We start from the raw sequence: 24,469 nt of genomic DNA, 5'->3' as shown, positions 1-24,469 counted from the left end.
TGTATTAACTGTTTGTAGGGTGTTATTGTCGAATTAATAACTAGTATAGTTATAGATTTGTAAAATTTGGCACCAAATATTAAAAAGTTGTAGTATATTTTTTTGCAAGGAAGTAATAAGGTGGAATAAAAAATGGCAGACAACTATAAAAAGCCGTCCAAGGAACTAGACCGTATCGACCGCAACATTCTTAATGAACTGCAGAAAGACGGTCGTATTTCAAACGTTGAGCTTTCAAAACGTGTGGGACTTTCTCCAACGCCATGTTTGGAGCGTGTACGTCGCTTAGAGCGTCAGGGTTACATCACAGGATACACTGCATTATTGAATCCGCAGTTCCTGGATGCGTCACTATTAGTATTCGTTGAGATTACACTAAACCGTGGTGCGCCGGATGTATTTGAGCAGTTTAACTCAGCTGTTCAAAAGCTAGACGACATACAAGAGTGTCATCTTGTATCAGGTGACTTTGACTATCTTCTTAAAACCCGTGTATCAGATATGGGTGCTTACCGCCGACTATTGGGCGATACGTTACTACGCCTACCTGGCGTAAATGACACTCGCACATACGTTGTAATGGAAGAAGTGAAACAATCTAACCAGCTTGTGATCAAAACTCGTTAATTTCTTGCAAAGAAAGCGGTATATGCTTCCGCTTTCGCCAGAGAGTAATTGGGTTTTTCTCTTTGATATGGTTAAATCAATTTACCGAGCGGCTTGATGCCGCTCGGAATGTTTTGCAATTTCCTATTTCATTTCCATATTCAAGTTGATTTATGTTCAAAGAGAACGCAAAGAAAGTCGAAACCATTATCAAAACCAGTGAAGAGCCCCAGTCTTCACGCTTAAATGGCTTCCAACGCTTAAAAGAGTGCTGCTTTATCGTTGGCGTTCTTAGCTCGGTATTGCTTGCGGTTGCACTATTTACCTTCAGTCCGGCCGATCCTTCCTGGTCCCAAACCGCATGGGGAGGGGAGATCGACAATGCTGGTGGCCTTTTCGGCGCCTGGCTTGCGGACACACTATTCTTCACATTTGGCTCTCTCGCTTATCCCATCCCTTTCTTGCTAGCTGCGGCTGCATGGGTGATTTGCCGTAAACGAGGAGAAGATGAGCCAATTGATTTCATGTTATGGGGTACGAGGTTACTCGGCCTTGTCGTCCTTATAATGACTAGCTGTGGTCTAGCCGATATTAATTTTGATGATATTTGGTATTTCTCGTCCGGTGGTGTCGTCGGGGACGTGTTGTCTAGCCTAGCTTTACCTACATTGAATGTACTTGGCACGACATTGGTACTGCTGTTCTTATGGGGAGCGGGTTTTACTCTCTTTACTGGCATCTCATGGCTTAATATTGTGGAGTGGCTTGGTGATCGTGCATTAGCGCTAATTGCGGCGCTTGCAAATAAGATAAGAGGCTCTGAGCAAGAAGTTTTAGAACCTCAGTTAGATGAGTTCGTGGAAGATAAAGTCTCTACGCCTAGACATAACGTAGACCATGACATTGATGATGAACCGCTTCCTCATTTAACGGCGTTCGATGTCGATGAGCCGAAAGAATCGGCGCCTGCGCATGAGTATCCTATTTATATGCCGCAAGCTAAACCTGAGAAACTAGCGGAACAAATGATGGTGGAACCGACGCCACCACAACACAAGGCTACGGTTAATGCTGCGCCAGTTTATGCTCAACCTGAGCACCAAACGCAACCTGTCCATGCGGTGAATACTGATAACGTTGATCCGCTTCTGGAGCGTACCAAGCAGCTGAATGTCACGATAGAAGAGCTTGAAGCTGCAGCGCAACAAGCAGATGACTGGGGAACTGAAGAACAGGTAGCCCCATCATTTGCAGACACTTACTCTTCCTATGTAGAGCAACATACAGCTACAGAAGAACCGAACAGTGTTGAACCAGATTATGCGGAGTACGAACAATTTGAAGCAGAGCAAGTACAGCAGCCAAGTATTGAGCATCCTGTGCATGAAGAGCCTGTAATTGATTCCGCTGCGCTAGATAGCATCACGGAGCAAACAGAATCGAGTCAACACATTGAACCTACGATCTCTGATTTTGACGTGTTAGACGATGAAGACGAAGTGGAGTCACAGTCTGTACAACAACTACAGCCAGCTCCAGCAACACCTCATCAGCAAGTGGCAACACCTTCAACAACATTTGAACCTGCACTTCAAAAAGCGGAGGTTGAAGAGGTTCAAGACGGCGACGAAGATGTAGCGGCATTCCAAGACATGGTTTCTAGTGCGCAAGCCAAAGTAGCAGCGACACAGAACCCATTTTTGGTACAGAAAGAAGAAAACTTGCCTGTTCCGGAAGAACCACTTCCAACGCTCGAGTTGCTTTACCATCCAGAAAAACGCGAAAACTTTATCGACCGTGATGCGCTAGAGCAGGTCGCTCGATTGGTTGAGAGCAAGCTAGCGGACTACAAAATTAAAGCCGACGTGGTGGGGATTTATCCTGGTCCAGTGATCACTCGTTTTGAGCTTGATTTGGCGCCGGGGGTAAAAGTAAGCCGTATTTCTGGTCTTTCAACTGACTTAGCGCGTGCATTGTCTGCAATGGCTGTACGTGTTGTAGAAGTAATCCCTGGCAAGCCTTACATCGGTTTGGAACTGCCAAACATGAGCCGTCAGACGGTCTATTTATCTGATGTAATCAGTAGTCCTCAGTTTGAGCAAGCAACGTCACCCACAACGGTTGTGTTAGGTCAAGACATTGCGGGCGAAGCTGTTGTGGCCGATCTTGCGAAGATGCCTCACGTGCTAGTAGCAGGTACAACTGGTTCTGGTAAGTCGGTGGGTGTGAACGTGATGATTTTGAGCATGCTGTATAAAGCTGGCCCAGAAGATGTACGCTTCATCATGATTGACCCGAAAATGCTAGAGCTTTCTATTTACGAAGGTATCCCTCATCTTCTTTCTGAAGTTGTGACTGATATGAAAGACGCATCAAACGCTCTACGTTGGTGTGTGGGTGAGATGGAACGTCGTTATAAGTTGATGTCGGCATTGGGCGTTCGTAATGTGAAAGGCTTTAACGAGAAGTTGAAGATGGCAGCAGAAGCAGGCCACCCAATTCATGACCCATTCTGGCAAGAAGGCGACAGTATGGATACGGAACCGCCATTGCTAGAAAAACTGCCGTATATCGTTGTTGTTGTCGATGAATTTGCTGACCTGATGATGGTGGTGGGTAAGAAGGTAGAAGAACTGATTGCACGCTTGGCACAAAAGGCGCGTGCGGCAGGTATTCATCTAATTCTTGCGACTCAACGTCCATCGGTGGATGTTATCACGGGTCTGATTAAAGCGAATATTCCAACTCGTGTTGCGTTTACGGTATCGACTAAAACGGACTCTCGTACAATCCTAGATCAAGGCGGTGCAGAATCACTGCTTGGTATGGGTGACATGTTGTACTTACCACCAGGCTCTAGCCATACGACCCGTGTTCATGGTGCGTTTGCATCAGATGACGATGTTCATGCGGTTGTAAACAACTGGAAAGCGCGTGGTAAACCGAACTACATTGAAGAGATCATCAGCGGAGATCAAAGTCCAGAAAGCTTATTGCCAGGTGAGCAAATGGAAGCGGATGAAGATGTGGATCCACTCTTCGATCAAGTCGTTGAGCACGTAGTTCAGTCACGTCGAGGCTCTGTTTCTGGCGTACAGCGTCGATTTAAGATCGGTTACAACCGTGCCGCCCGTATTGTTGAGCAACTCGAAGCGCAAGGTATCGTGAGTGCACCGGGTCACAACGGTAACCGCGAAGTTTTAGCTCCTGCGCCGCCAAAAGATTAATGAACTTGTTTTACTCACTTCAGTCCAACTGAGGTGAGTAACTTTAGGTCTTTGACCCTCTGATAGGTATCTGAATGAAAAAACGATTTTCAGCGAAACTTTTCTCAGCGCTAGTTTTAAGCGTTTCTTTCTTCTCAGCTGCGAATGCAGCATCTCCAAAAGATGAACTCAATAAACGTCTCGCAATGAACGAGGGTTTCAGTGCCGATTTCTCCCAGCAAGTGATCAGCCCTGAAGGTGAAACGGTAATGGAAGGTGAGGGCTCGGTTGAAATCGCTCGTCCAAGCTTGTTCCGTTGGAGTACGACTTTTCCTGATGAAAACCTTTTAGTATCTGACGGTAAGACGTTGTGGTATTACAGCCCATTCATTGAACAAGTAAGCATTTACTGGCAAGAGCAAGCGACCGAGCAAACACCATTTGTGCTGTTAACTCGCAATAGAGCAAGCGACTGGGATAACTATAAGATTTCTCAGAAAGGTAATGAGTTTACGCTCATTCCTACGGCAATTGACTCTACTCAAGGCCAATTCCAAATTAATATTGATGCAAAAGGCGTAGTGAAAGGCTTTAACGTCATTGAGCAAGATGGTCAGAAAGGGCTGTTTACTTTTAGTAATGTTAAGCTTGGTAAACCAAAGGTAGACAGATTTACATTCACAATTCCAGATGGCGTGGAAGTGGATGACCAAAGGAATTAATTGGTAGTGAGTAATTACACGTTAGATTTCTTAGGGGACGAAGATTTTCGTCCCCTTGCTGCTCGTATGAGACCACAAACTATCGAACAGTATATTGGACAGCAGCATATTTTAGGTCCGGGTAAACCCCTACGCCGAGCGCTAGAGGCTGGACACATTCACTCGATGATTTTGTGGGGACCACCTGGCACAGGTAAAACGACATTAGCGGAAGTGGCAGCAAACTATGCCAACGCCGAAGTTGAGCGTGTATCTGCGGTGACGTCTGGCGTTAAAGAGATCCGGGCTGCGATCGACAAAGCGCGTGAGAACAAAATGGCAGGTCGCCGCACTATCTTATTCGTGGATGAGGTGCATCGCTTTAACAAATCGCAGCAAGATGCGTTTTTACCGCATATTGAAGACGGTACGGTTACGTTTATCGGTGCGACCACAGAGAACCCTTCGTTTGAGTTAAACAACGCATTACTCTCGCGTGCTCGCGTTTACAAGTTGACTTCTCTTGACCAGAGCGAAATATCGCTGGCGCTTGATCAAGCGATTAACGACAAAGAGCGCGGCTTGGGTAATACACCAGCAAATTTCGCCGACAACGTACTAGATCGCCTAGCAGAGCTAGTGAACGGTGATGCTCGCATGTCTCTTAACTACCTTGAGCTGCTATACGATATGGCAGAAGACAATGCGCAAGGTGAAAAAGAAATCACGCTTAAGTTGCTTGCGGAAGTGGCGGGAGAAAAGGTCTCTCGCTTTGATAACAAAGGTGATATCTGGTACGACTTAATCTCTGCGGTTCACAAATCTATTCGTGGATCAAACCCAGATGCCGCTTTGTATTGGGCTGCTCGTATGATAGCTGCAGGTTGTGATCCACTTTACATTGCCCGTCGATTACTTGCGATAGCATCGGAAGATGTCGGCAATGCGGACCCTAGAGCCATGCAAGTTGCACTCTCCGCGTGGGACTGTTTTACACGCGTTGGTCCAGCAGAAGGTGAGCGTGCGATTGCTCAAGCAATTGTTTATCTCGCGTGCGCTCCAAAGAGTAATGCCGTTTATGTTGCTTGGAAACAAGCGCTCACTGACGCACATAACTTGCCTGAATATGAAGTGCCGCATCACTTGCGTAATGCACCCACCAGTCTGATGAAAGACATGGGCTATGGAGCAGAGTATCGTTATGCTCACGACGAGCCGGGTGCTTATGCAGCGGGTGAGCAATATTTGCCACCAGAAATGGCAGATCGTAAGTACTATCAGCCGACAAATCGCGGTCTAGAAACCAAAATCGGCGAAAAGTTAGATTACTTGGCTAAATTAGACGCAAATAGCCAACAAAAGCGCTATGAAAAGTAGGCATTTTTGGATACATTTGTTCAGTAAATTTTTTTAACGCGTACGCTTGGAAAGTGCGCGTGATTTCACAACAAAAAGCATAGGATTAACAATGCTGGATTCTAAATTACTTCGTACAGAGCTGGATGAAACAGCTGCTAAACTGGCGCGTCGTGGCTTTAAGCTAGACGTAGAGACTATTCGTAAACTTGAAGAACAACGTAAGTCCATTCAAGTAGAAGTAGAAAATTTACAATCCACGCGTAACTCCATCTCCAAGCAAATCGGCCAAAAAATGGCGGCTGGCGACAAAGAAGGCGCAGAAGAGATCAAAAAACAAATCGGTACTCTAGGTAGCGATCTTGATGCGAAGAAAGTTGAACTTGAGCAAGTAATGGCTCAACTAGACGAATTCACGCTTTCTGTACCAAACATCCCTGCTGATGAAGTGCCAGATGGTAAAGATGAAAACGACAACGTCGAAATCTCTCGTTGGGGTGAGCCTAAGACTTACGACTTCGAACTAAAAGACCATGTTGACCTAGGTGAAATGGGTGGCGGTCTAGACTTCGCAAGTGCAGTTAAGATCACTGGCGCACGTTTCATCGTGATGAAAGGCCAATTTGCTCGTCTACACCGTGCAATCGCTCAGTTCATGCTAGATCTTCACACAGAAGAACACGGCTACACAGAAATGTACGTACCTTACCTAGTAAACTCTGACAGCCTATTCGGTACTGGCCAGCTTCCTAAGTTCGGTAAAGACCTTTTCCACACAGAGCCTCTAGCGGAAAAAGTAAACGACGAAGAGCCACGTAAACTGTCTCTAATCCCTACGGCAGAAGTACCTGTAACGAACCTAGTTCGTGACACGATTTCTGACGAAGCGGATCTACCAATCAAGATGACAGCTCACACGCCGTGTTTCCGTTCAGAAGCGGGTTCATATGGTCGTGATACTCGTGGTCTGATTCGTATGCACCAGTTCGACAAAGTTGAGCTAGTACAAATCACTAAGCCAGAAGATTCAATGAATGCGCTAGAAGAGCTAACAGGTCACGCTGAGAAAGTTCTACAACTTCTAGAGCTTCCTTACCGTAAAGTGGTTCTTTGTACAGGTGATATGGGCTTCGGCGCTCGTAAAACTTACGACCTAGAAGTTTGGGTTCCAGCTCAAGAAACTTACCGTGAAATCTCTTCATGTTCTAACATGTGGGACTTCCAAGCTCGTCGTATGCAAGCGCGTTTCCGTCGTAAAGGCGAGAAGAAACCTGAGCTTGTACACACGCTAAACGGTTCTGGTCTAGCAGTAGGTCGTACAATGGTTGCTATCCTAGAAAACAACCAAGAAGCAGACGGTCGCATTGCAATCCCTGCAGTACTTCAGAAGTACATGGGCGGCGCAACGCACATCGGTTAACGCATTAGCCACTAGAACACCAAACCCAGCCGTAGTGCTGGGTTTTTTGTTATTTGCGTCGAGTGAAAATACGTTGTTATGTAATTAGCACACGCAATAGTGAAGAGCTCGCCCAGAATCTGGCAGTACGAGACAAATGATATTTTTCTAAACGGTTTTTCACGTGACAAGCTAATGGCATCATTTGCCCTTGTTGTTAAACGTTATGCCAGTAAATCATCTTTCATTGCTTGTTATTTTTGCGCTTACTTTGCTCGTTAGTAAGTGTGTTATCGCAAGTGAACTTATTCAGCCTCAATACTTAGATAGTGAGCGAACCGATCGCTTTTTCGCGCGCGAAATAGCGCAACCTTCCAAAGAAAATATGCAACTTCGTAACTCACTCGATTGGGGCTATGAACTTGAATTGAAACGTGCATCTGATGAAGAAAAACTAGTATCTAATTGCCAAGACTTAGCTACGGCAAACTCTACGGGCTTTACTGCGGCAAAAGCCTATGAATACGGCGCGTTTAAAGCATATTTAACTCAGTGCCAAACATGGAGTGAGATGGCAAAGTTAGCTGCCTCTAAGCGCTCATTTATATCAGACTTTAAGTTAGACGATACCTTTCCTAATTTCGCTCCAAGTGCACTTGCTTTTGTTATTTCTGACGAAAGTGCAGAGAAAGCAAAGACACTCTCAACGTGGGATGAAGCAGACCATATCCAAAGAACTCAGGTCATCAGTGAAGTCAGAGCAGAGTATTACGATTCGACTGATGGCTTTCAGGTTATTACCGTTACCGCAAAAGGTGATTACAACGCTGACGGCATCGAGGATATCGTTATTGAGAAAGAGAATAGTGTACTCAGTGGCTCGTATTCATCTTCACACGGATATGTATTAACCCGTATGTCTGAACAAGCGCTATTTACAGTGTTGGCTGAATGGTAATGAAACGATTGGCGGTCACTTTGGGTTTAAGTGTTGCGATGATGAGCACGTTTGCTGTTGCTAACACCTCGCCCAGAAAAGTCTTTGAATGCTCAGTGAACCAAACTATGAACTTTAGTATTTTTATAGAGCAAGGCAAAGGTGGGATTATCTTTAATGAGTCCATTGAGAATCAAAGCTCTGTTTTACAGCGGATAAAACCTCAAGATTATCGTGTTGAACATTATCATCGAGCGTTGGTAGATGAGAAGTCACTGGAATTTAGTATTGGTGAGCGCGTCATATTAGTCAGTGAGTACTTTAGCGAGGAGTTAGGTGAGGTAGAGAAGATACTCAGTGTTACTTTGAGAGAGCCTGAGCAAACGCAGTACTTTGAATGTGAGGAAGGGAGTATGAGTAACCTTGCATTGCTTTTCCATGAGAGTGCCGAATAATCGATTGCAGAGTAATTATTACCAAAGCGTAATAGTGTTTTCGAATTTACCCTAAGTATCTTGTTATTTGTAATCGATATAATTATCCACCTTATCACGGTAAGTAGATTTTCTCATTCAAGTAACGAGGAGGGCTTATGGCCGTAGGGTGGGCAAACGACGATAGCGTCAGCCAACAAATTCAAAACACAATAGACGACGAAATTTCCCGTGTTCGTGGCAGTATCACAAAGGGTTAGAGCGCCCATTACTGCGATGAATGTGGTGATGAGATTCCGGAAGCGCGTCGTCTTGCAATGAAAGGCGTTCGTTTGTGTATCGCATGTCAGTCAACTATCGAATTGGTCTCTCAACGCCAAGTATTATTTAATCGACGAGCGAGTAAAGACAGTCAACTTCGATAGCTTTACTGCTCTAATAAATAACGAAACGGTTTGAGTCTCATACTCAACCGTTTTCATTTTGAATTGAACTATGAAGCGAAGCAGTCTTTGCGTTGTAACGCAGCATCAATCGCATTCACTAACTTTTCAATATCTTCCGGCTTGCTGATGAACGGCGGCATCATATAAATCAGTTTGCCAAATGGGCGAATCCAAACTCCGTGTTCAACAAACAAGGCTTGGATGGTTTCCATATTCACAGGGCGATGCGTCTCCACTACGCCAATAGCACCCAACCAACGGGTGTTTTTCACCAAGTCGTATTCTTCAAGTTTTGGTAGTAACTCAGAAAACAGCGTTTCAATTTGTTGGGTTTGTTGCTTCCAATCACCTTGCTCGATCAATTCCAAACTTGCAGTAGCTACAGCACAAGCGAGTGGATTCCCCATAAAGGTTGGACCGTGCATAAAACAACCAGCATCACCACCACAAACAGTGTCTGCTACGTGTTTGCTCGCGAGGGTCGCAGAGAGGGTCATGTAGCCGCCAGTGAGTGCTTTCCCGACACACAGAATGTCTGGTTGAATATCTGCATGTTCGCAGGCAAACAATTTGCCTGTGCGTCCAAAACCGGTTGCGATTTCATCTGCAATCAATAACAAACCGTGTTTATCACAAAGCCTACGCACACCTTTGAGAAACTCTGGATGGTAGATGCGCATGCCGCCTGCGCCTTGAACGATAGGCTCTAGGATCACCGCAGCGAGTTCTTGATGATGTGTTTCAATCTTGTGCTCAAAGTCAGCAAGATCTTCAGATTTCCACTCATCCCAAAAGCCACAAGTTGGCGACTCCGCAAAGATATGCTCAGGCAGAAAGCCTTTGTAGAGAGAGTGCATGGAGTTATCAGGATCGGTTACCGACATGGCCGCAAAGGTGTCACCGTGATAACCGTGTCGTAAAGTAAGAAACTTCGGTCGGCGTTCACCTTTTGCATGCCAATATTGCAGTGCCATTTTTAAGCTGACTTCTACGGCAACGGAGCCTGAATCGGCAAGGAATACATGTTCAAGATTACTTGGCGCTAGGGATAGCAACTTCTTACACAAACTGATTGCTGGCTGGTGGGTAATCCCGCCAAACATCACGTGAGAGACTTGATCGATTTGCTGGTGAGCCGCTTGATTTAAGTGCGGATGGTTATAGCCGTGGATCGTCGACCACCAAGAAGACATGCCATCGACAAGCTCAGTACCGTCTTCCAGTTTAATGTGAACACCATTTGCCGATGCCACTGGGTAGCAGGTCAGAGGTGTCAATGTTGAAGTGTAAGGATGCCAGATATGCTGGCGGTCGAAGGCGAGATCCATGTGCGATTCCAATAATAATTGAGATTAAAAAATAAACAGATGTAAACTTTGTTCTTTTGTGTTGTGTTGACAGTTTATCGAGACTCAGTAGACTGTCAACACAACAACAAAAGTGACTAAAGGAATACACGTGGAAGTTCGTCATAACTGGACGCATGCTGAAGTGCGCGATCTCATGGAAAAACCATTCATGGATCTCCTATTCGAAGCGCAACTTGTACATCGTCAATATCAACAAACCAACCATGTTCAAGTAAGCACGCTTCTGTCGATTAAGACAGGTGCTTGTCCAGAAGATTGTAAGTACTGTCCTCAGAGTGCTCGTTACACCACAGACATCGAGAAAGAGCGTCTGATGGAAGTAGAACGCGTACTCGATGCTGCGCAAAAAGCCAAAAATGCTGGTTCTACTCGATTCTGTATGGGTGCAGCATGGAAAAACCCGAAAGAGCGTGACATGCCGCATTTGACCGACATGATCAAAGGCGTGAAGGGCATGGGTTTAGAAACGTGTATGACATTGGGCATGTTGACGCCAGATCAAGCAAAGCAATTGGCAACAGCAGGTCTGGACTACTACAACCATAACCTCGATACCTCACCTGAGTTCTACGGCAACATCATTACCACTCGTACTTACCAAGACCGTTTAGATACGCTTTCTCACGTTCGTGATGCTGGTATGAAGATTTGTTCCGGAGGCATCATCGGCATGGGGGAAAGTGCCAATGACCGAGCTGGTTTGTTGGTTGAACTGGCTAATTTGCCAGTACATCCTGAAAGTGTGCCAATCAACATGCTCGTGAAGGTAAAGGGCACACCATTGGAAGAAGTGGATGATGTTGAGCCGTTCGACTTTATTCGTCTGATTGCAATAGCACGAATCATGATGCCTCAATCAGCCGTTCGTTTATCCGCTGGCCGTGAAAACATGAACGAACAAATGCAAGCGCTGTGTTTTATGGCGGGTGCAAACTCCGTCTTCTATGGTTGCAAACTTCTGACCACGCCAAACCCTTCTGAAGACAAAGACATGATGCTGTTCGACAAGCTCGGCATTAACAGTCAAGAGGTGTCTCAAAAACCTGATGAAATTGAAGAAAACGAGTTGCTGGACCGCGTTGTAGAGCGCGTGGCTGCTCGTCCAACAAAAGACGACCTTTTCTACGATGCCAGCGTTTAAATCTCGTATCGAGTCCGCCCTTGCCGATCGTAAAGCGCAGGGGCTGAATCGTTCGATGAATGTGGTGTTTTCCGGCAACCAATCGATTTTGGAATACGAAGGCAGACGCTACATCAACTTCTCAAGTAATGATTATTTAGGCTTGGCCAATGACCAAGCGCTTGTTCGGGCTTGGCTGCAAGGTTTAAGCGTATACGGTAGTGGCAGTGGAGCATCACCGATGGTGACTGGTTTTAGTGCCGCGCACAGCAATTTAGAAGCGGCACTAACCGAATGGCTGGGTTACGAAAGGGCAGTCCTGTTTGGCTCTGGATTCAGCGCTAACCAAGCTTTGTTATTCACCTTGCTAGAAAAATCAGACGTACTCATCCAAGACCGTTTGAACCATGCCTCTTTGATGGAAGCGGGGGCGTTGTCACCAGCTAAGATGAAGCGCTTCAAGCACAATGACATCGAACACCTAAAGTCGCTGATTAATAGCGAAGACAACCATCTAGTTGTGACTGAAGGGGTATTCAGCATGGACGGGGATTGTGCCCCACTTGCTGATATCGCTGACGTCACCGGTAATCATGATGCATGGCTTGCTTTAGACGACGCTCATGGTATCGGTGTTCTAGGGGAATCTGGCGGTGGCTCATGTGAATTAGCGGCGGTTAAGCCTGAGATACTGATCGTTACTTTCGGCAAAGCGTTTGGTATGTCTGGCGCGGCTATTTTATGTGACCACGCAACGGGGGACTTTTTAACTCAGTTTGCTCGTCACCATGTGTATTCCACGGCGATGCCTCCGGCACAAGCCTATGCGCTCACGCATGCTGTCTCGATGATTCAAGAACAGTCTTGGCGACGTGAAAAGCTCACAGAGTTAAGTGAAGTGTATCGAGATAGCCTCAGCGACGTTGAGGGCTTTGTTGAGACTCAAACTTCGATTAAGCCGTTTGTGATTGGTGAATCTGATTTGGCTTTGCGAGTAGCAGGTGCTTGTCGCCAAAACGGTATTTGGGTTACTGCTATTCGTCCTCCAACAGTTCCGAAAGGGACGTCTCGTCTGCGAATCACACTCACTGCTAATCACACTAACGAACAAGTTAAAACGCTTTCAATGGCATTGAAGCAAGCATTAGGAACGCAGTAATGGATAATGCAGAGCAAATGAAGTTGGATTGCTTACTGCCTAATAAACAAGCGATCGCCGCTTCCTTTAGTAAAGCAGCTAACACGTACGACAAACATGCCGCTTTCCAGCGTGATGTCGGCCATCGCTTACTAGACAAACTTCCGAATGACTTAACTCATAAACGTGTTTTGGACTTAGGATGTGGTACTGGCTATTTTTCTCAACGTCTTCAAGAGCTTGGCGCTGAAGTGTTTTGTGTGGACATCTCTCAAGAGATGTTAAGCAAAGCTATGGTGCGCTGTGGCCATGAACGAATGAATTATGTGCTAGCCGACGCAGAAAACTTGCCTTTCGAAGATACAATCTTCGACTACGTATTCTCTAGCTTGGCTTTGCAATGGTGTGCCGATTTAAGTTACCCCCTGAGAGAAGTTCGTCGTGTACTAAAAGCTAATGGGAAGGCGGCTTTTTCTACCCTAGCTGAAGGGTCACTGTGCGAGTTGCGTGCATCATGGAAAAAAATTGATGCATATCAACACGTCAATAACTTTCTATCGCTCAATCAGGTAAAAATTGCGTTAGCGCAATCTCGATGTGACAACCATCAACTAGACTTGACCACCATCACAGTTTGGTACGACTCAGCATTTTCAGTTATGCGTGACCTCAAAGGTATAGGTGCAAATCACGTAAGCGGGCGCTCACATGGTTTAACCAGTCGAGAGACTTTGTTGCAAGTTGAGCATGAGTACCAAGCGTTTAAAAATGATCAAGGTCTTCTACCTGCAAGTTATCAGGTTTGTTTTGGAGTAATACATCTATGATTGATGCTTTTTTTATTGCTGGTACGGATACTGATGTAGGAAAAACGGTAGCGTCTAAAGCCATTTTGCAAGCGTTGGCAGCAAAAGGACTAAACACTATTGGTTATAAACCAGTGGCAGCAGGGAGTGATAAGACTGAAGCTGGATGGCGTAATTCTGACGCCTTACATTTACAAGCGGCCGCGACACTCGATGTCGCTTATGATGATGTGAATCCATACGCTTTAGAATTGCCTGCTTCTCCTCACATCGCGGCAAAACATGAACATGTCGAAATAAAATACGAACTCCTCAGTGAAAAGCTGGCTCAACACAAGCAGCAAGCTGATGTCGTTCTCGTTGAGGGCGCTGGTGGTTGGCGTGTGCCTGTGTCAGATACCGACTGTTTATCTACTTGGGTACAAGCAGAGCAGTTACCCGTAGTCTTGGTGGTTGGTATTAAATTAGGTTGTTTGAGCCATGCTTTACTCACGGCTGAGAGTATTAAAGCGGATGGCTTGAATCTTGTTGGTTGGGTGGCAAACCGAGTTAACCCTGGCACCGAGCACTATGCTGATATTATCGAGATGCTTGAAGCGCGTATCGGTGCGCCTAAGCTTGGCGAAATCCCATACATTCCAAGTGCTAAGCGCAAAGAGCTAGGCAAGTACATTAATGTCGAGCCTTTGCTAAATACTGACTGATTGTGTTTAAAATACTAAAAACCAAAGGGCTGCGTAATGCAGCCCTTTTTTATTGGTGTAATCTATAACATCAGATTACTTATCTTGGCTAAGCCCCATCAATGCTTGCTGTGTTTCTGCAACACGCTGAGACATATGATGATCGGTTGAAATACCAAGTTGTTGCTTCGCCTCATCCTCTGAGATGCCTAGATGACAACGTAGTAAATCAATAGCCATTTGATAGTCGTTAGTTTCTACCATGGTTTTTCCCTCAATACATGGAAGTTTTGAACTCACCTAATGTACCTTTTTAATGTACTTAGAGTGGCTCTGTTTTGTTCATCTCACTTGAATCTAGCATGTCCATGTCGCCGCACAATAAGACCAAAGTCTATAGCGGGGCTAACATACTGTTTTTGGTCTAGTAAAATATTTCTAGCTAAGCTGCCTAGAGGTGATAGATTTAACATCAAGGTCATCCATTGATAGATGAGGTGCGATTCAAAGTACTTTTCATTACGGAAATGAATGAATATGAATGGAGGTAATGGCTTTTATCAGCACGTGCCTAGAAATCGCTTGAACATAATCTTTCAGTCTCGAAAACAAATGTTGCAATTTATTGCTTAACCTTGTTTTTATCGCGGATAGACTATATCTATAACGCACGGAGCATGAAACTTAGCGGAATTGGCTTTTACAGCGATTACCACCTGTTCCTTATAACAATCCGTTTTAAAAAAACGATAAGCTTCCTCGGAGAAAAGTAATGAAGCGAATTATGTTATTCCTAGCAACTAACCTAGCTGTCGTGCTAGTGCTTAGTGTTGTTCTGAATATTGTTTACGCTACCACTGGAATGCAACCTGGCAGTCTTTCTGGTTTGCTAGTTATGGCCGCCATATTTGGTTTTGGTGGTGCACTTATTTCGTTGATGATGTCAAAGGGCATGGCACTGCGCTCGGTTGGCGGTATGGTCATTGAAAGTCCGCGTAACGAAACTGAGCATTGGTTAGTCGAAACTGTGGGTCGTCAAGCTCAGCAAGCGGGTATTGGTATGCCAACGGTGGCTATTTATGACTCACCAGATATCAATGCATTCGCGACGGGTGCAAAGCGAGATGACTCTCTTGTCGCGGTTTCCACTGGCCTTTTACACAATATGACTCGTGATGAAGCAGAAGCGGTACTGGCCCACGAAGTGAGCCATATTGCAAATGGTGACATGGTCACGATGACATTGATGCAAGGCGTTGTGAACACGTTTGTTATCTTCCTATCCCGTTTTATCGCCAATATTGTGGCATCGAACGATGATGAAGAAGGTCAAGGTACAAACATGATGGTTTACTTCGGTGTATCTATGGTGCTTGAGCTAGTGTTTGGTTTCTTAGCAAGCTTTATTACCATGTGGTACAGCCGTCATCGCGAATTCCATGCCGACGCAGGTGCTGCTCACTTAGTTGGTAAAGAGAAAATGATCGCGGCATTGGAACGTTTGAAGATGAGTCACGAATCTCAACTTGATGGCACAATGATGGCATTCGGTATTAATGGCAAGCAGTCATTGACTGAGCTACTGATGAGCCACCCTCCGCTAGATAAACGTATTGCAGCGTTACGTAGTCAGCAATACTAGTTGTAAAAACTGACAGCGCACGCGAAAGTAATCGTTAATTTCCTGAAAAGGCTTGGTTTTGACCAAGCCTTTTTTTGGATCGATTGATCGCTTGCGAGATCCATCACGTATCTACCTACAGAAACAAAGTTATACAAAATTATTTTTGTACAACTTTTAAAGAATGAACTATCTTGTACATATAATAATTTTGTACAACTTGATGGGCATGTAGGAGTAAACACATGGACATACAGTCTGTTGGCAATATCTATCAAAAGCTGAATAAAGCGAACTTACATCTGCTTAAAGACGTATATCACCAAGATGTCGTCTTTGAAGATGCTGCTCATCGTTTAGAGGGGTGGCCTGCACTTTCAGATTACTTCACATCATTATATGCCAACGTCATAAGCTGTGACTTTGTTATCCACGAACATCAACAAGTCGGAGATACTGGCTTCCTAACGTGGACTATGGATCTTCAGCATCCCAAACTTCAAAAAGGTGCACCTATTCTCGTTAATGGTGTGTCGCATCTTAAGTTCAGCGAAGGCCAAGTTATTTATCACCGAGATTACTTTGATCTCGGAGAAATGCTTTACGAAAACTTACCTTTACTTGGCTCAGTCGTAAAAACCATCAAGCAGAGGTTAGGACAATGAACAATACTATCTTAATCACTGGCGCTACCTCCGGAATAGGAAAGCAATTGGCTTTAGATTACGCGAACTCTGATTGGAGCGTTATTGCTTGTGGGCGAAACAAAGACGTTCTTGCTGAATTGGGGGCTGCTTCTTCTAATATCCATACATTGCAGTTTGACGTGACAAACCATGAACAAACTCAGCAGGCGCTGTCCAGTTTGCCTTTCACGCCGAGTACCTGGGTTTTTAATGCAGGGGATTGTGAGTATATGGACAACGGTGTGGTTGACGCGAAACTCATGGCGCGTGTGATGAATGTAAACGTCGTTGGTGTTGCCAACTGCGTAGAAGGTTGCCAACCACACTTAGATAAAGGGCATCGCATCGTTATCGTGGGTTCTATTGCTTCAGAAGTCGCGTTACCAAGGGCTGAAGCCTACGGCGCTTCTAAGGCCGCTGTGAGCTACTTTGCTCGCACATTAGCTGTTGATTTGAAGAAGAAGGGCATTCAAGTGGTGACCGTGTTCCCAGGCTTTGTGGAAACCCCGTTAACTGACAAAAATGACTTCGAAATGCCGATGATTATTTCTACGCGGCAAGCCTCGAACTCTATCAGAAAACAGTTGGCTGCCAACAAGACTCACATCTATTTCCCCGCGAGGTTTACCAGTATTTTACGTTTTATCTCGTTACTTCCATACAGTTGGCAAGCTCGCCTAACTGCTAAACTCGTGTCATAAGAAGGAATAAAAATGAAAACAGCAGGAAGAAAGAAGATAGCGATTGTGGGGACCGGAATTTCTGGCCTTACGTGTGGTTACTATCTATATAAAGAGCACGATGTCACCGTATTTGAAGCTAACGATTACATTGGCGGGCACACCGCGACGGTGGATGTAAAACTCGATGGTAAAGAATATGCGATTGATACGGGCTTTATCGTTTACAACGATCGCACTTACCCTAATTTCATCAAAATGATGAACGAGATTGGTGTAGAAGGATTGCCAACCCAGATGAGCTTTAGCGTAAGAAACGACGGCAATGGCTTGGAATATAATGGTCATACCGTGTCGACATTATTTGCTCAAAAGCGCAATTGGGTAAATCCTAAGTTCTATCGTTTTATCTTCGAGATCCTTCGTTTCAACAAACTTGCCAAAAGCGTCGCTAGCAAACAATCGAGTCATTCTCAGACGCTAGGTGAGTTTCTTGATGAGCACAACTTCAGTACTTTCTTTTCAGATAACTACATTTTGCCGATGGGCGCTGCAATTTGGTCTTCGACTTTAGCGGACATGCGCGCATTTCCGCTGATGTTTTTCCTTCGCTTTTTCTTAAATCACGGATTGCTTGATGTCACTAACAGGCCGCAATGGTATGTAATTAAAGGTGGCTCTCGTGAGTACATTCCACCTTTGACTCAAGGTTTTATCGATAAAATTCGACTCAATAGTCCGGTAGAAAAAGTGCTCCGTAGTGAGAATGGTGTGGGTTTAAAAGTTAACGGTGAAATGCACTGGTTTGATGATGTCATCTTTGCTTGTCACAGTGATCAAGCGATGAACATGTTAGGTGACATTAGCCCAGTCGAGCAAGAGGTGCTGGGTAATATAGCTTATCAAGCGAATGAAGTGGTGCTTCACACTGATACGAGTTTACTTCCAAAGCGTAAAGCGGCGTGGGCTTCGTGGAACTACCTACTGGAGGGCAGTGAAGACGAACAGCAACATCTCCCTTCGCTCACTTACAACATGAATATTCTCCAACATGTTCAATCTGAGCACACATTCTGTGTCACGCTAAATAGCACTGAGCAGATCGAACCGAGCAAAGTATTACGGACGTTTACCTATCACCATCCAGTATTTTCCTCCGATTCTATCGCTGCACAGCAACGTAAAGAAGAGGTGCAAGGGCTGAACAATACTTGGTTCTGCGGCGCTTACTGGTACAACGGTTTCCACGAGGATGGCGTTCGCAGCGCATTGGACGTAGTGAAAGGGCTTGAAGAGAAATATCGCGTTCAAACTGCTGCCAACTTAGAAAAAGGTGCAGCGTGATATGGATAGCCAAATGAACAGCCAGTTGTTTGTTGGCAACGTTCGACATCGCAGGTTCACGCCGATAAAACATGAATTGAACTACTCATTGTTTATGCCAGCTATTGACGTCGATGAGCTAAAAAAACTAGAGGAAAAAGTTTGGGGATTTGGCTCTCGTTGGTGGCATTGGGCACGCTTTAAACGCAGTGACTATGTTGGTGAGGGCTGTTTAAAGGTGGCCGTACACGACAAAATTGAAGAGTTAACAGGTGTTCGTTGTACCGGCAAAGTCATCGCTGTTTGTCATTTGCGCTATTTAGGACTTTATTTTAGTCCGGTGAATTTCTACTACGTTTATAACAAAGAAGGGGAATGGAAATACCTCTTAGCTGAAGTCAGCAATACACCTTGGAACGAGCGTCATTACTACGCAGTCGCTGCTGAGCAAAACGATGAAAACTTTGGATGGGAACAAGAGAAAGCCTTTCATGTTTCTCCGTTTAATCCAATTGACCAACAGTATCACTGGAAGATTAAACCACTGACGGACAAGTTAAGGATTCATCTTGAATGCCACAAAAGCGAAAAGCACTTTGATGCGACGATGACAATGAAAGCTCAAGTGTTTTCGAGCAAAAGCTTATTGAAGTGTTTGATCGTTACGCCAATACAGACGGTAAAAGTAATGGTTGGTATTTATTGGCACGCATTAAAACTTTGGGTGAAAGGCGCGCCTTTTTATTCTCATCCTAAATATTCAACACACGACGAAATAGAAGCCGACACTAAAAAAACAGACAAAAAAAATAAAAAGCACAAGGAGAATTCTGCATGTTAAATACCAGTTCTATGACATTGCCGCGCAAATTGACGACAACACAAAAGGCGGCTCGCGGAGTTATTTTTCAATGTCTGCAAAAAATGGAAATCGGCTGCTTAACTGTTATTGAAAGCTTTAAGACGGAAACGACAGAAAGAAGCGAGCGCTTTAATGCGCCCAACGGTGAATACAGCGGTCAGCCTGTTGTGGCGACGATTGAGGTAAAGCATCCTGGCTTTTACTCGCGAATCTTGCAAGGTGGCAGCATTGCAGCGGGTGAGGCTTATATGGATGGTTGGTGGGACAGCCCAGATCTAACCTCGTTAATGAAACTTATGGCTCTCAATATGCGCGCGCTAGATAAACTTGAAGAGAAAGGAAGTTGGCTGACTAAAATACTGTACAAGTTCAGTCATTGGACCAACCGCAATTCTCAAGAGAACTCTCGTAAAAACATTCATGCGCATTACGACTTGGGCAACAATTTGTACGAGTCATTTTTAGACGACAACATGCTGTACTCATCGGCATTATATGTGCAAGACAACGATACTTTGGAACAAGCGCAAATCAACAAGATGGATCGTTTGTGCCAGCAACTTGAGCTTCAACCATCCGATCGAGTGATTGAGATAGGTACAGGGTGGGGGGCTATGGCCATTTACATGGCAGAGCAATATGGTTGTCATGTAACGACAACGACGATTTCTGAAGAGCAGCATGCCTACGCTGAACAAAAAATTAGAGAGCGAAATTTGGGTGACAAGATCACTCTATTAAAACAAGACTATCGAGACCTTTCGGGTCACTACGATAAGTTAGTCTCGATAGAAATGATCGAAGCGGTTGGAAAACAATTTTTGCCTTCCTACATCAAGCAATGCCAATCATTACTCAAGCCGGGTGGTTTAATGGCAATTCAAGCCATCACCATAGCTGACCAGCGTTATGATTACTACAGTAACAACGTTGACTTTATCCAGAAATACATCTTTCCAGGTGGTTTTTTACCTTCGGTTACATCTTTAACTCAAGCTGCGACCAAACACAGTGACTTGGTGGTGAGAGACTTATTTGATATTGGTCTGGACTATGCGAAAACCTTGAGCGAGTGGCACTCTAGATTTAATCAAGCTGAAGAGCACGTACGCTCTCTCGGTTATGACGACCGCTTTGTCCGCATGTGGCGCTATTACCTGAGCTATTGTGAAGGTGGCTTTTTAGCTCGAAGTATCAGTGCCGTTCACATGACATTCCAGCGACCTTAAACCGTTATGAAGTTGCTGATTGCCTCTACATGGTTCCAGCTCTGTTGGTTCTCTGCAGTGCTTGGGACCTATCAATGGCAGTGGCTAACACTGATCTTAACATTTCTTACTCTTGTCTATTGTTGGAGGACGGACGCTTCTGCCTTGAAGCACATCGCGAGTATCGTTTTGGCGGGTGTAGTGCTCGATACGCTCAATCAACAGTTTTCTGTTTTTGTCTTTCCAACACAATGGCTACCCATTTGGTTGTTGTGCCTTTGGATTTTGTTCTCTTGGTATGCCTATCAGCTCAAGCCTGTTTTGTACCGTTTCCCAAAAATCTACGTATCAATTGTAGGTGGCGTTGGAGGAACCGTCAGTTACTACGCCGGTTACAAGCTCCAAGTCGTTGAATATGGATTTAATACCAGCGTTACGTTGATCATTCTATTTGCTGAATGGTTTGCCATGACACTTTTGATACTCAAGGTATACGGATATGAAAAGCTTGAAGAGAGATTTAACCCAGAGGCTGATTAAGGTAGTTGCTTCTCTAGTAGTTATGGGCTCCTTTGCTCTACAAGCTCAGCCAGTTGGAAACAGTGAAAACGCAGATAAGATGTCGAGTTGGAAGGGGTGGAAAACCGTCGGTGAGGCACAACTCACATGGTTCATCTTCGATATATATCAGTCTCGACTAAGCGCACCTGATGGAAAGTTCATTGTAAATGGCGATGTTTCACCACACCCTCTGGCATTGGAGATTAACTATCAAAGAGACATCAGCAAGCAGCAGTTGCTTGATGTAACTGATGAGCAATGGGCAAAACTTGGTTTTACTGAACCATATCGAAAAAGTTGGATCAGTGAACTAAACCGTATGTTCCCTGATATAAAAAAAGGCGATGAGCTTACTTACTTAACCGATGGTAAAACTGGTCAGCTTCTTTACCGACAAGCTGGCATTGCACAAATCAAGACAGTCGGCTTCGTTCAAGATGAGCGAATGAACGATGCGTTTTTGTCTATATGGTTGTCACCTAATACAGAGTTCCCGAAACTTCGAAAACAATTAATAGGGCAGGTTAGATAGTGCTTAAACTAATTTTAAAATCAGTCGCCTTGGCCGCTGCGGCCTTACTTTCAGCATGCTCAGCAGATATCGATAATTATCAATCTTCTACACCGACTTTTGATTTATTCGGCTATTTTGAGGGCGATACAAAGGCGTGGGGGATGGTCCAAGATTACACTGAACAACAAACTCGTCGTTTTGAAGTCGACATAGTGGGTACTGTGGAAGGTAACACGTTGACGCTGGTGGAAGACTTTGTGTTTGATGATGGAGAGGTTGACCAGCGAATTTGGGTTATTACCAAATTAGAAGATGGACGCTATGAAGGTAAAGCAGAGGATATTATTGGTGTAGCAACAGGGGCTGAGCAAGGCAATGCGTTGCAGTGGCGGTATGACTTTGAGTTGCAAATGGATGACTCAACAGTAACGGTCGCTTTTGATGATTGGCTTTATCGTCAGGACGAGAAGCATGTTTTCAACCTCACCAAAATTAAAAAGTTTGGTATAGAGGTCGGGACAATAACCTTATTCTTCCAAAAACAGCCATAATAGTTGAGGGATTTATCCTCTTGCATTACTACCAAATAACCGAAATTATTTCTTCCTAACTAAAAAGGTTGACGCTTTCACGTCAACCTTTTCAATTGCAGATAATCAAGGTGTGATTACAGCTTATCTGTCAGCTCAACCGCTTGACCAATGTAGTTCGCTGGCGTCATCTCTTTCAGACGTGCTTTCTCGTGCTCAGGGAGCTCAAGACCGTCAATGAAGTTGCGCATTGCTTCGCCGTCTACACGCTTACCACGAGTTAGCTCTTTTAGCTTCTCGTATGGCTTTTCGATACCGTAGCGACGCATTACTGTTTGTACTGGCTCAGCGAGTACTTCCCAGTTTTTATCTAGTTCAGCAAGAAGCGCTTCACGGTTTACTTCTAGCTTGCTGATACCTTTTAGCGTAGAAGTGTAAGCGATGATTGCGTAGCCAACACCAACACCAAGGTTACGTAGAACCGTTGAATCAGTTAGGTCACGTTGCCAACGAGAGATAGGCAGTTTTTGTGCTAGGTGGCCGAATACTGCGTTCGCAAGACCTAGGTTACCTTCAGAGTTTTCAAAGTCGATTGGGTTAACTTTGTGCGGCATTGTTGAAGAACCGATCTCACCAGCAATGGTTTTTTGCTTAAAGTGGCCTAATGCAATGTAACCCCAAACGTCACGATCGAAGTCAATCAGGATAGTGTTGAAACGAGCGATAGCGTCGAACAGCTCAGCGATGTAATCATGCGGCTCGATTTGTGTTGTGTAAGGGTTCCAAGTTACGCCTAGAGACTCTGTAATGAATTCTTCAGAGAACTTGTGCCAATCTAGCTCAGGGTAAGCAGAAAGGTGTGCGTTGTAGTTACCTACTGCACCGTTGATTTTCGCTAGGATCTCAACGTTTTCGATTTGCTTGAATTGACGCTCCATACGGTACGCCACGTTTGCCATTTCTTTACCCATTGTAGATGGAGAAGCAGGCTGGCCGTGTGTACGAGATAGAAGAGGAATGTCGCGGTATTCAACTGCGAGTGCTTTGATAGCGTCAATTAGGTTACGGATTTCTGGAAGAATCACTTGCTCACGTGCTTCTTTTAGCATTAACGCATGAGAGGTGTTATTGATGTCTTCAGAAGTACATGCAAAGTGGAAGAACTCATTAACAGCGTGCAGTTCAGGAACGTCTGCTACTTTCTCTTTTAAGAAGTACTCAACCGCTTTAACGTCGTGGTTAGTTGTACGCTCGATTTCTTTAATACGGCGTGCATCTTCTTCAGAGAAGTTAGCAGCAAGGTCGTCTAGGAATTGGTTAGCTTCTGCGCTGAATGCTGGCACTTCTGCAATTTCAGCAGTAGCAGCTAGCTTCTGTAGCCAACGAATTTCTACGATAGTACGGTATTTTAGTAGACCGTACTCGCTGAAAATTTCGCGTAACGCAATCGTCTTACTTCCGTAACGGCCGTCTACTGGTGAAACAGCAGTCAATGCTGACAGTTCCATGATGTTCTCCTGAATTGGGTTTCTAAATTTCGTGAGCGTTATACCAATAACTGTGGCAATTGTCACGAATATTGCGCAAACGTTTGCGCGGGATTTGTTTTATTCGAAAAAAAGTAGCTCGCGATAAACGCGAGCTAGCAGAGTATTCTACATTCTGGCTAACAGGATTTGAGCCTGTTCGACCATTTTCTTTCGGCCAAAAATTAGATGACGACGTTTACCGCCTACTTGGCGCCACAGAACAGCACTACGAATGCCAGATAGCAGTAGAGCACGGACTTTGTGTTGGCTGGCCGTTTGTTGCAGTACAGAAGGCGTGCCTGTTACTTGAATGCGTGGTCCTATAGGGCTAACAACATCCAAGTAGATGCTTGCTAAATTGCTGATCATTTGATCATCTAGCAGTTCAAAATGCTCTGACTGGCGCTTGGCCATCTGGATACGGTCACCAAGCTGGGACATGGCATCGTTGCGAGCGCTTAACTTACGCTCTAGCGCCATTAAGCTAATGATGTAACGAGTGATCTCACTGCCTGATGGGGTGCTATCAATCCCTTTAACCAGACACTCCAGACCGAGCTTTAGATCGGCTTCGCGACCGAATACGCCAACGGTGTTAGCAGGGTTTGTGTTCAAAATAGCGTTGATTGATGTTTCAAAAGCATCTTGATCACAATGCCCGTTTCTCGCAACTTGTTGAACCAAAGCGACAGCTTGGCAAATACCAGCGAAAGCGATAGTACGGTCATAAAGTGTATTCGCCACGTAACGACT

The 24,469-nt window shown here is 44.9% G+C and carries 24 protein-coding genes and 1 pseudogene; 21 read left to right on the top strand and 4 right to left on the bottom strand.

All coding sequences use genetic code 11. From position 1 onward, the window contains the following. Window positions 1-132: 132 nt before the first annotated feature. From lrp to F7Y48_RS02060, 8 genes and pseudogenes are all read left to right on the top strand, one after another. Window positions 133-627 (top strand): leucine-responsive transcriptional regulator Lrp, encoded by a 495-nt coding sequence (gene lrp / locus F7Y48_RS02095; protein ID WP_005378234.1) that lies wholly within the window; start codon window positions 133-135, stop codon window positions 625-627. 152 nt (window positions 628-779) lie between these two features. After that, on the top strand, window positions 780-3,833 hold the full coding sequence (locus F7Y48_RS02090; RefSeq protein ID WP_316680078.1) for a DNA translocase FtsK 4TM domain-containing protein: 3,054 nt from the start codon (window positions 780-782) through the stop codon (window positions 3,831-3,833). 74 nt (window positions 3,834-3,907) lie between these two features. Next, the gene (gene lolA, locus F7Y48_RS02085; RefSeq protein ID WP_316680077.1) at window positions 3,908-4,534 is read left to right on the top strand and encodes an outer membrane lipoprotein chaperone LolA; all 627 of its coding nucleotides are present in this window, start codon (window positions 3,908-3,910) and stop codon (window positions 4,532-4,534) included. Further along, entirely contained in the window at window positions 4,535-5,890 is a 1,356-nt protein-coding gene (locus tag F7Y48_RS02080) for a replication-associated recombination protein A (protein ID WP_316680076.1), read from the top strand. Between the two features lie 91 nt (window positions 5,891-5,981). Further along, window positions 5,982-7,289: a serine--tRNA ligase gene (serS, locus tag F7Y48_RS02075; protein ID WP_053807197.1), complete on the top strand. Its 1,308-nt coding sequence runs from the start codon at window positions 5,982-5,984 to the stop codon at window positions 7,287-7,289. 205 nt (window positions 7,290-7,494) lie between these two features. Then, on the top strand, window positions 7,495-8,226 hold the full coding sequence (locus tag F7Y48_RS02070) for a hypothetical protein (protein ID WP_006743059.1): 732 nt from the start codon (window positions 7,495-7,497) through the stop codon (window positions 8,224-8,226). Further along, a complete protein-coding gene (locus F7Y48_RS02065) occupies window positions 8,220-8,660 on the top strand; it encodes a hypothetical protein (protein WP_124008701.1) in 441 nt (146 codons plus the stop codon). Before F7Y48_RS02070 ends, F7Y48_RS02065 begins: the two co-directional genes overlap by 7 nt. Window positions 8,661-8,797: 137 nt before the next feature. Continuing rightward, window positions 8,798-9,064: pseudogene (locus F7Y48_RS02060) on the top strand (DksA/TraR family C4-type zinc finger protein). A gap of 68 nt (window positions 9,065-9,132) precedes the next feature. Here F7Y48_RS02060 and bioA read toward each other — a convergent pair. Beyond that, window positions 9,133-10,413, bottom strand: coding sequence for an adenosylmethionine--8-amino-7-oxononanoate transaminase (bioA, locus tag F7Y48_RS02055; RefSeq protein WP_301567587.1), 1,281 nt, complete (start codon window positions 10,411-10,413; stop codon window positions 9,133-9,135). Between the two features lie 130 nt (window positions 10,414-10,543). Between bioA and bioB the strand changes: the two genes are divergently transcribed. From bioB to bioD, 4 genes are read left to right on the top strand one after another with little or no spacing between them, the layout of a single operon-like run. Then, on the top strand, window positions 10,544-11,596 hold the full coding sequence (gene bioB, locus F7Y48_RS02050) for a biotin synthase BioB (protein ID WP_012841957.1): 1,053 nt from the start codon (window positions 10,544-10,546) through the stop codon (window positions 11,594-11,596). Then, window positions 11,583-12,734: an 8-amino-7-oxononanoate synthase gene (bioF, locus tag F7Y48_RS02045; protein WP_316680073.1), complete on the top strand. Its 1,152-nt coding sequence runs from the start codon at window positions 11,583-11,585 to the stop codon at window positions 12,732-12,734. Before bioB ends, bioF begins: the two co-directional genes overlap by 14 nt. Beyond that, on the top strand, window positions 12,734-13,540 hold the full coding sequence (gene bioC / locus F7Y48_RS02040) for a malonyl-ACP O-methyltransferase BioC (protein WP_316680071.1): 807 nt from the start codon (window positions 12,734-12,736) through the stop codon (window positions 13,538-13,540). The genes bioF and bioC overlap by 1 nt, the downstream gene beginning before the upstream one ends. Then, on the top strand, window positions 13,537-14,223 hold the full coding sequence (gene bioD, locus F7Y48_RS02035) for a dethiobiotin synthase (RefSeq protein WP_005390831.1): 687 nt from the start codon (window positions 13,537-13,539) through the stop codon (window positions 14,221-14,223). Before bioC ends, bioD begins: the two co-directional genes overlap by 4 nt. A 75-nt stretch (window positions 14,224-14,298) precedes the next feature. Here the strand turns inward: bioD and F7Y48_RS02030 are convergent, their stop codons facing one another. Continuing rightward, on the bottom strand, window positions 14,299-14,502 hold the full coding sequence (locus F7Y48_RS02030) for a hypothetical protein (RefSeq protein WP_162860661.1): 204 nt from the start codon (window positions 14,500-14,502) through the stop codon (window positions 14,299-14,301). 472 nt (window positions 14,503-14,974) lie between these two features. Between F7Y48_RS02030 and htpX the strand changes: the two genes are divergently transcribed. From htpX to F7Y48_RS01985, 9 genes are all read left to right on the top strand, one after another. Then, complete coding sequence (htpX, locus tag F7Y48_RS02025; RefSeq protein ID WP_005390832.1) at window positions 14,975-15,844, top strand: protease HtpX; 870 nt, start codon at window positions 14,975-14,977, stop codon at window positions 15,842-15,844. 224 nt (window positions 15,845-16,068) lie between these two features. Then, complete coding sequence (locus F7Y48_RS02020; protein ID WP_005390833.1) at window positions 16,069-16,488, top strand: nuclear transport factor 2 family protein; 420 nt, start codon at window positions 16,069-16,071, stop codon at window positions 16,486-16,488. Next, window positions 16,485-17,210, top strand: a complete 726-nt coding sequence (locus tag F7Y48_RS02015; RefSeq protein WP_006743053.1) for an SDR family oxidoreductase — start codon at window positions 16,485-16,487, stop codon at window positions 17,208-17,210. The genes F7Y48_RS02020 and F7Y48_RS02015 overlap by 4 nt, the downstream gene beginning before the upstream one ends. Window positions 17,211-17,222: 12 nt before the next feature. Further along, window positions 17,223-18,533, top strand: a complete 1,311-nt coding sequence (locus F7Y48_RS02010; RefSeq protein ID WP_316680066.1) for an NAD(P)/FAD-dependent oxidoreductase — start codon at window positions 17,223-17,225, stop codon at window positions 18,531-18,533. A gap of 1 nt (window position 18,534) precedes the next feature. Beyond that, entirely contained in the window at window positions 18,535-19,353 is an 819-nt protein-coding gene (locus F7Y48_RS02005) for a DUF1365 domain-containing protein (RefSeq protein ID WP_074191109.1), read from the top strand. Further along, the gene (locus F7Y48_RS02000) at window positions 19,347-20,603 is read left to right on the top strand and encodes an SAM-dependent methyltransferase (RefSeq protein WP_104969268.1); all 1,257 of its coding nucleotides are present in this window, start codon (window positions 19,347-19,349) and stop codon (window positions 20,601-20,603) included. The genes F7Y48_RS02005 and F7Y48_RS02000 overlap by 7 nt, the downstream gene beginning before the upstream one ends. Before the next feature lie 6 nt (window positions 20,604-20,609). Beyond that, entirely contained in the window at window positions 20,610-21,122 is a 513-nt protein-coding gene (locus tag F7Y48_RS01995) for a DUF2878 domain-containing protein (protein WP_139060888.1), read from the top strand. Next, window positions 21,082-21,675 (top strand): hypothetical protein, encoded by a 594-nt coding sequence (locus tag F7Y48_RS01990; protein ID WP_182018974.1) that lies wholly within the window; start codon window positions 21,082-21,084, stop codon window positions 21,673-21,675. Before F7Y48_RS01995 ends, F7Y48_RS01990 begins: the two co-directional genes overlap by 41 nt. Then, window positions 21,675-22,208: a DUF3833 domain-containing protein gene (locus F7Y48_RS01985; protein WP_374043052.1), complete on the top strand. Its 534-nt coding sequence runs from the start codon at window positions 21,675-21,677 to the stop codon at window positions 22,206-22,208. The genes F7Y48_RS01990 and F7Y48_RS01985 overlap by 1 nt, the downstream gene beginning before the upstream one ends. 116 nt (window positions 22,209-22,324) lie before the next feature. On the opposite strand, the gene purB is transcribed toward F7Y48_RS01985, so the two are convergent. Continuing rightward, entirely contained in the window at window positions 22,325-23,695 is a 1,371-nt protein-coding gene (gene purB / locus F7Y48_RS01980; protein WP_005390853.1) for an adenylosuccinate lyase, read from the bottom strand. A 147-nt stretch (window positions 23,696-23,842) separates the two neighbouring features. After that, complete coding sequence (gene hflD, locus F7Y48_RS01975) at window positions 23,843-24,460, bottom strand: high frequency lysogenization protein HflD (protein ID WP_046874772.1); 618 nt, start codon at window positions 24,458-24,460, stop codon at window positions 23,843-23,845. Between the last annotated feature and the right edge of the window lie 9 nt (window positions 24,461-24,469).

Origin of the sequence: Vibrio sp. 2-1-2a (genome assembly GCF_032648565.1) — a bacterium.
Taxonomy (GTDB): Bacteria; Pseudomonadota; Gammaproteobacteria; order Enterobacterales; family Vibrionaceae; genus Vibrio; species Vibrio diabolicus.
The sequence above is the reverse complement of the archived record's forward strand: the minus strand, read 5'-3'. Positions and strand labels throughout refer to the sequence as shown.

Coding starts and splice junctions, on each gene's coding strand:
- lrp (WP_005378234.1), top strand. CDS start 133: ATGGCAGACAACTATAAAAAGCCGTCCAAGGAACTAGACCGTATCGAC.
- F7Y48_RS02090 (WP_316680078.1), top strand. CDS start 780: ATGTTCAAAGAGAACGCAAAGAAAGTCGAAACCATTATCAAAACCAGT.
- lolA (WP_316680077.1), top strand. CDS start 3,908: ATGAAAAAACGATTTTCAGCGAAACTTTTCTCAGCGCTAGTTTTAAGC.
- serS (WP_053807197.1), top strand. CDS start 5,982: ATGCTGGATTCTAAATTACTTCGTACAGAGCTGGATGAAACAGCTGCT.
- F7Y48_RS02070 (WP_006743059.1), top strand. CDS start 7,495: ATGCCAGTAAATCATCTTTCATTGCTTGTTATTTTTGCGCTTACTTTG.
- F7Y48_RS02065 (WP_124008701.1), top strand. CDS start 8,220: ATGGTAATGAAACGATTGGCGGTCACTTTGGGTTTAAGTGTTGCGATG.
- bioA (WP_301567587.1), bottom strand. CDS start 10,413: ATGGATCTCGCCTTCGACCGCCAGCATATCTGGCATCCTTACACTTCA.
- bioF (WP_316680073.1), top strand. CDS start 11,583: ATGCCAGCGTTTAAATCTCGTATCGAGTCCGCCCTTGCCGATCGTAAA.
- bioC (WP_316680071.1), top strand. CDS start 12,734: ATGGATAATGCAGAGCAAATGAAGTTGGATTGCTTACTGCCTAATAAA.
- bioD (WP_005390831.1), top strand. CDS start 13,537: ATGATTGATGCTTTTTTTATTGCTGGTACGGATACTGATGTAGGAAAA.
- htpX (WP_005390832.1), top strand. CDS start 14,975: ATGAAGCGAATTATGTTATTCCTAGCAACTAACCTAGCTGTCGTGCTA.
- F7Y48_RS02020 (WP_005390833.1), top strand. CDS start 16,069: ATGGACATACAGTCTGTTGGCAATATCTATCAAAAGCTGAATAAAGCG.
- F7Y48_RS02015 (WP_006743053.1), top strand. CDS start 16,485: ATGAACAATACTATCTTAATCACTGGCGCTACCTCCGGAATAGGAAAG.
- F7Y48_RS02010 (WP_316680066.1), top strand. CDS start 17,223: ATGAAAACAGCAGGAAGAAAGAAGATAGCGATTGTGGGGACCGGAATT.
- F7Y48_RS02005 (WP_074191109.1), top strand. CDS start 18,535: ATGGATAGCCAAATGAACAGCCAGTTGTTTGTTGGCAACGTTCGACAT.
- F7Y48_RS02000 (WP_104969268.1), top strand. CDS start 19,347: ATGTTAAATACCAGTTCTATGACATTGCCGCGCAAATTGACGACAACA.
- F7Y48_RS01995 (WP_139060888.1), top strand. CDS start 20,610: ATGAAGTTGCTGATTGCCTCTACATGGTTCCAGCTCTGTTGGTTCTCT.
- F7Y48_RS01990 (WP_182018974.1), top strand. CDS start 21,082: ATGAAAAGCTTGAAGAGAGATTTAACCCAGAGGCTGATTAAGGTAGTT.
- purB (WP_005390853.1), bottom strand. CDS start 23,695: ATGGAACTGTCAGCATTGACTGCTGTTTCACCAGTAGACGGCCGTTAC.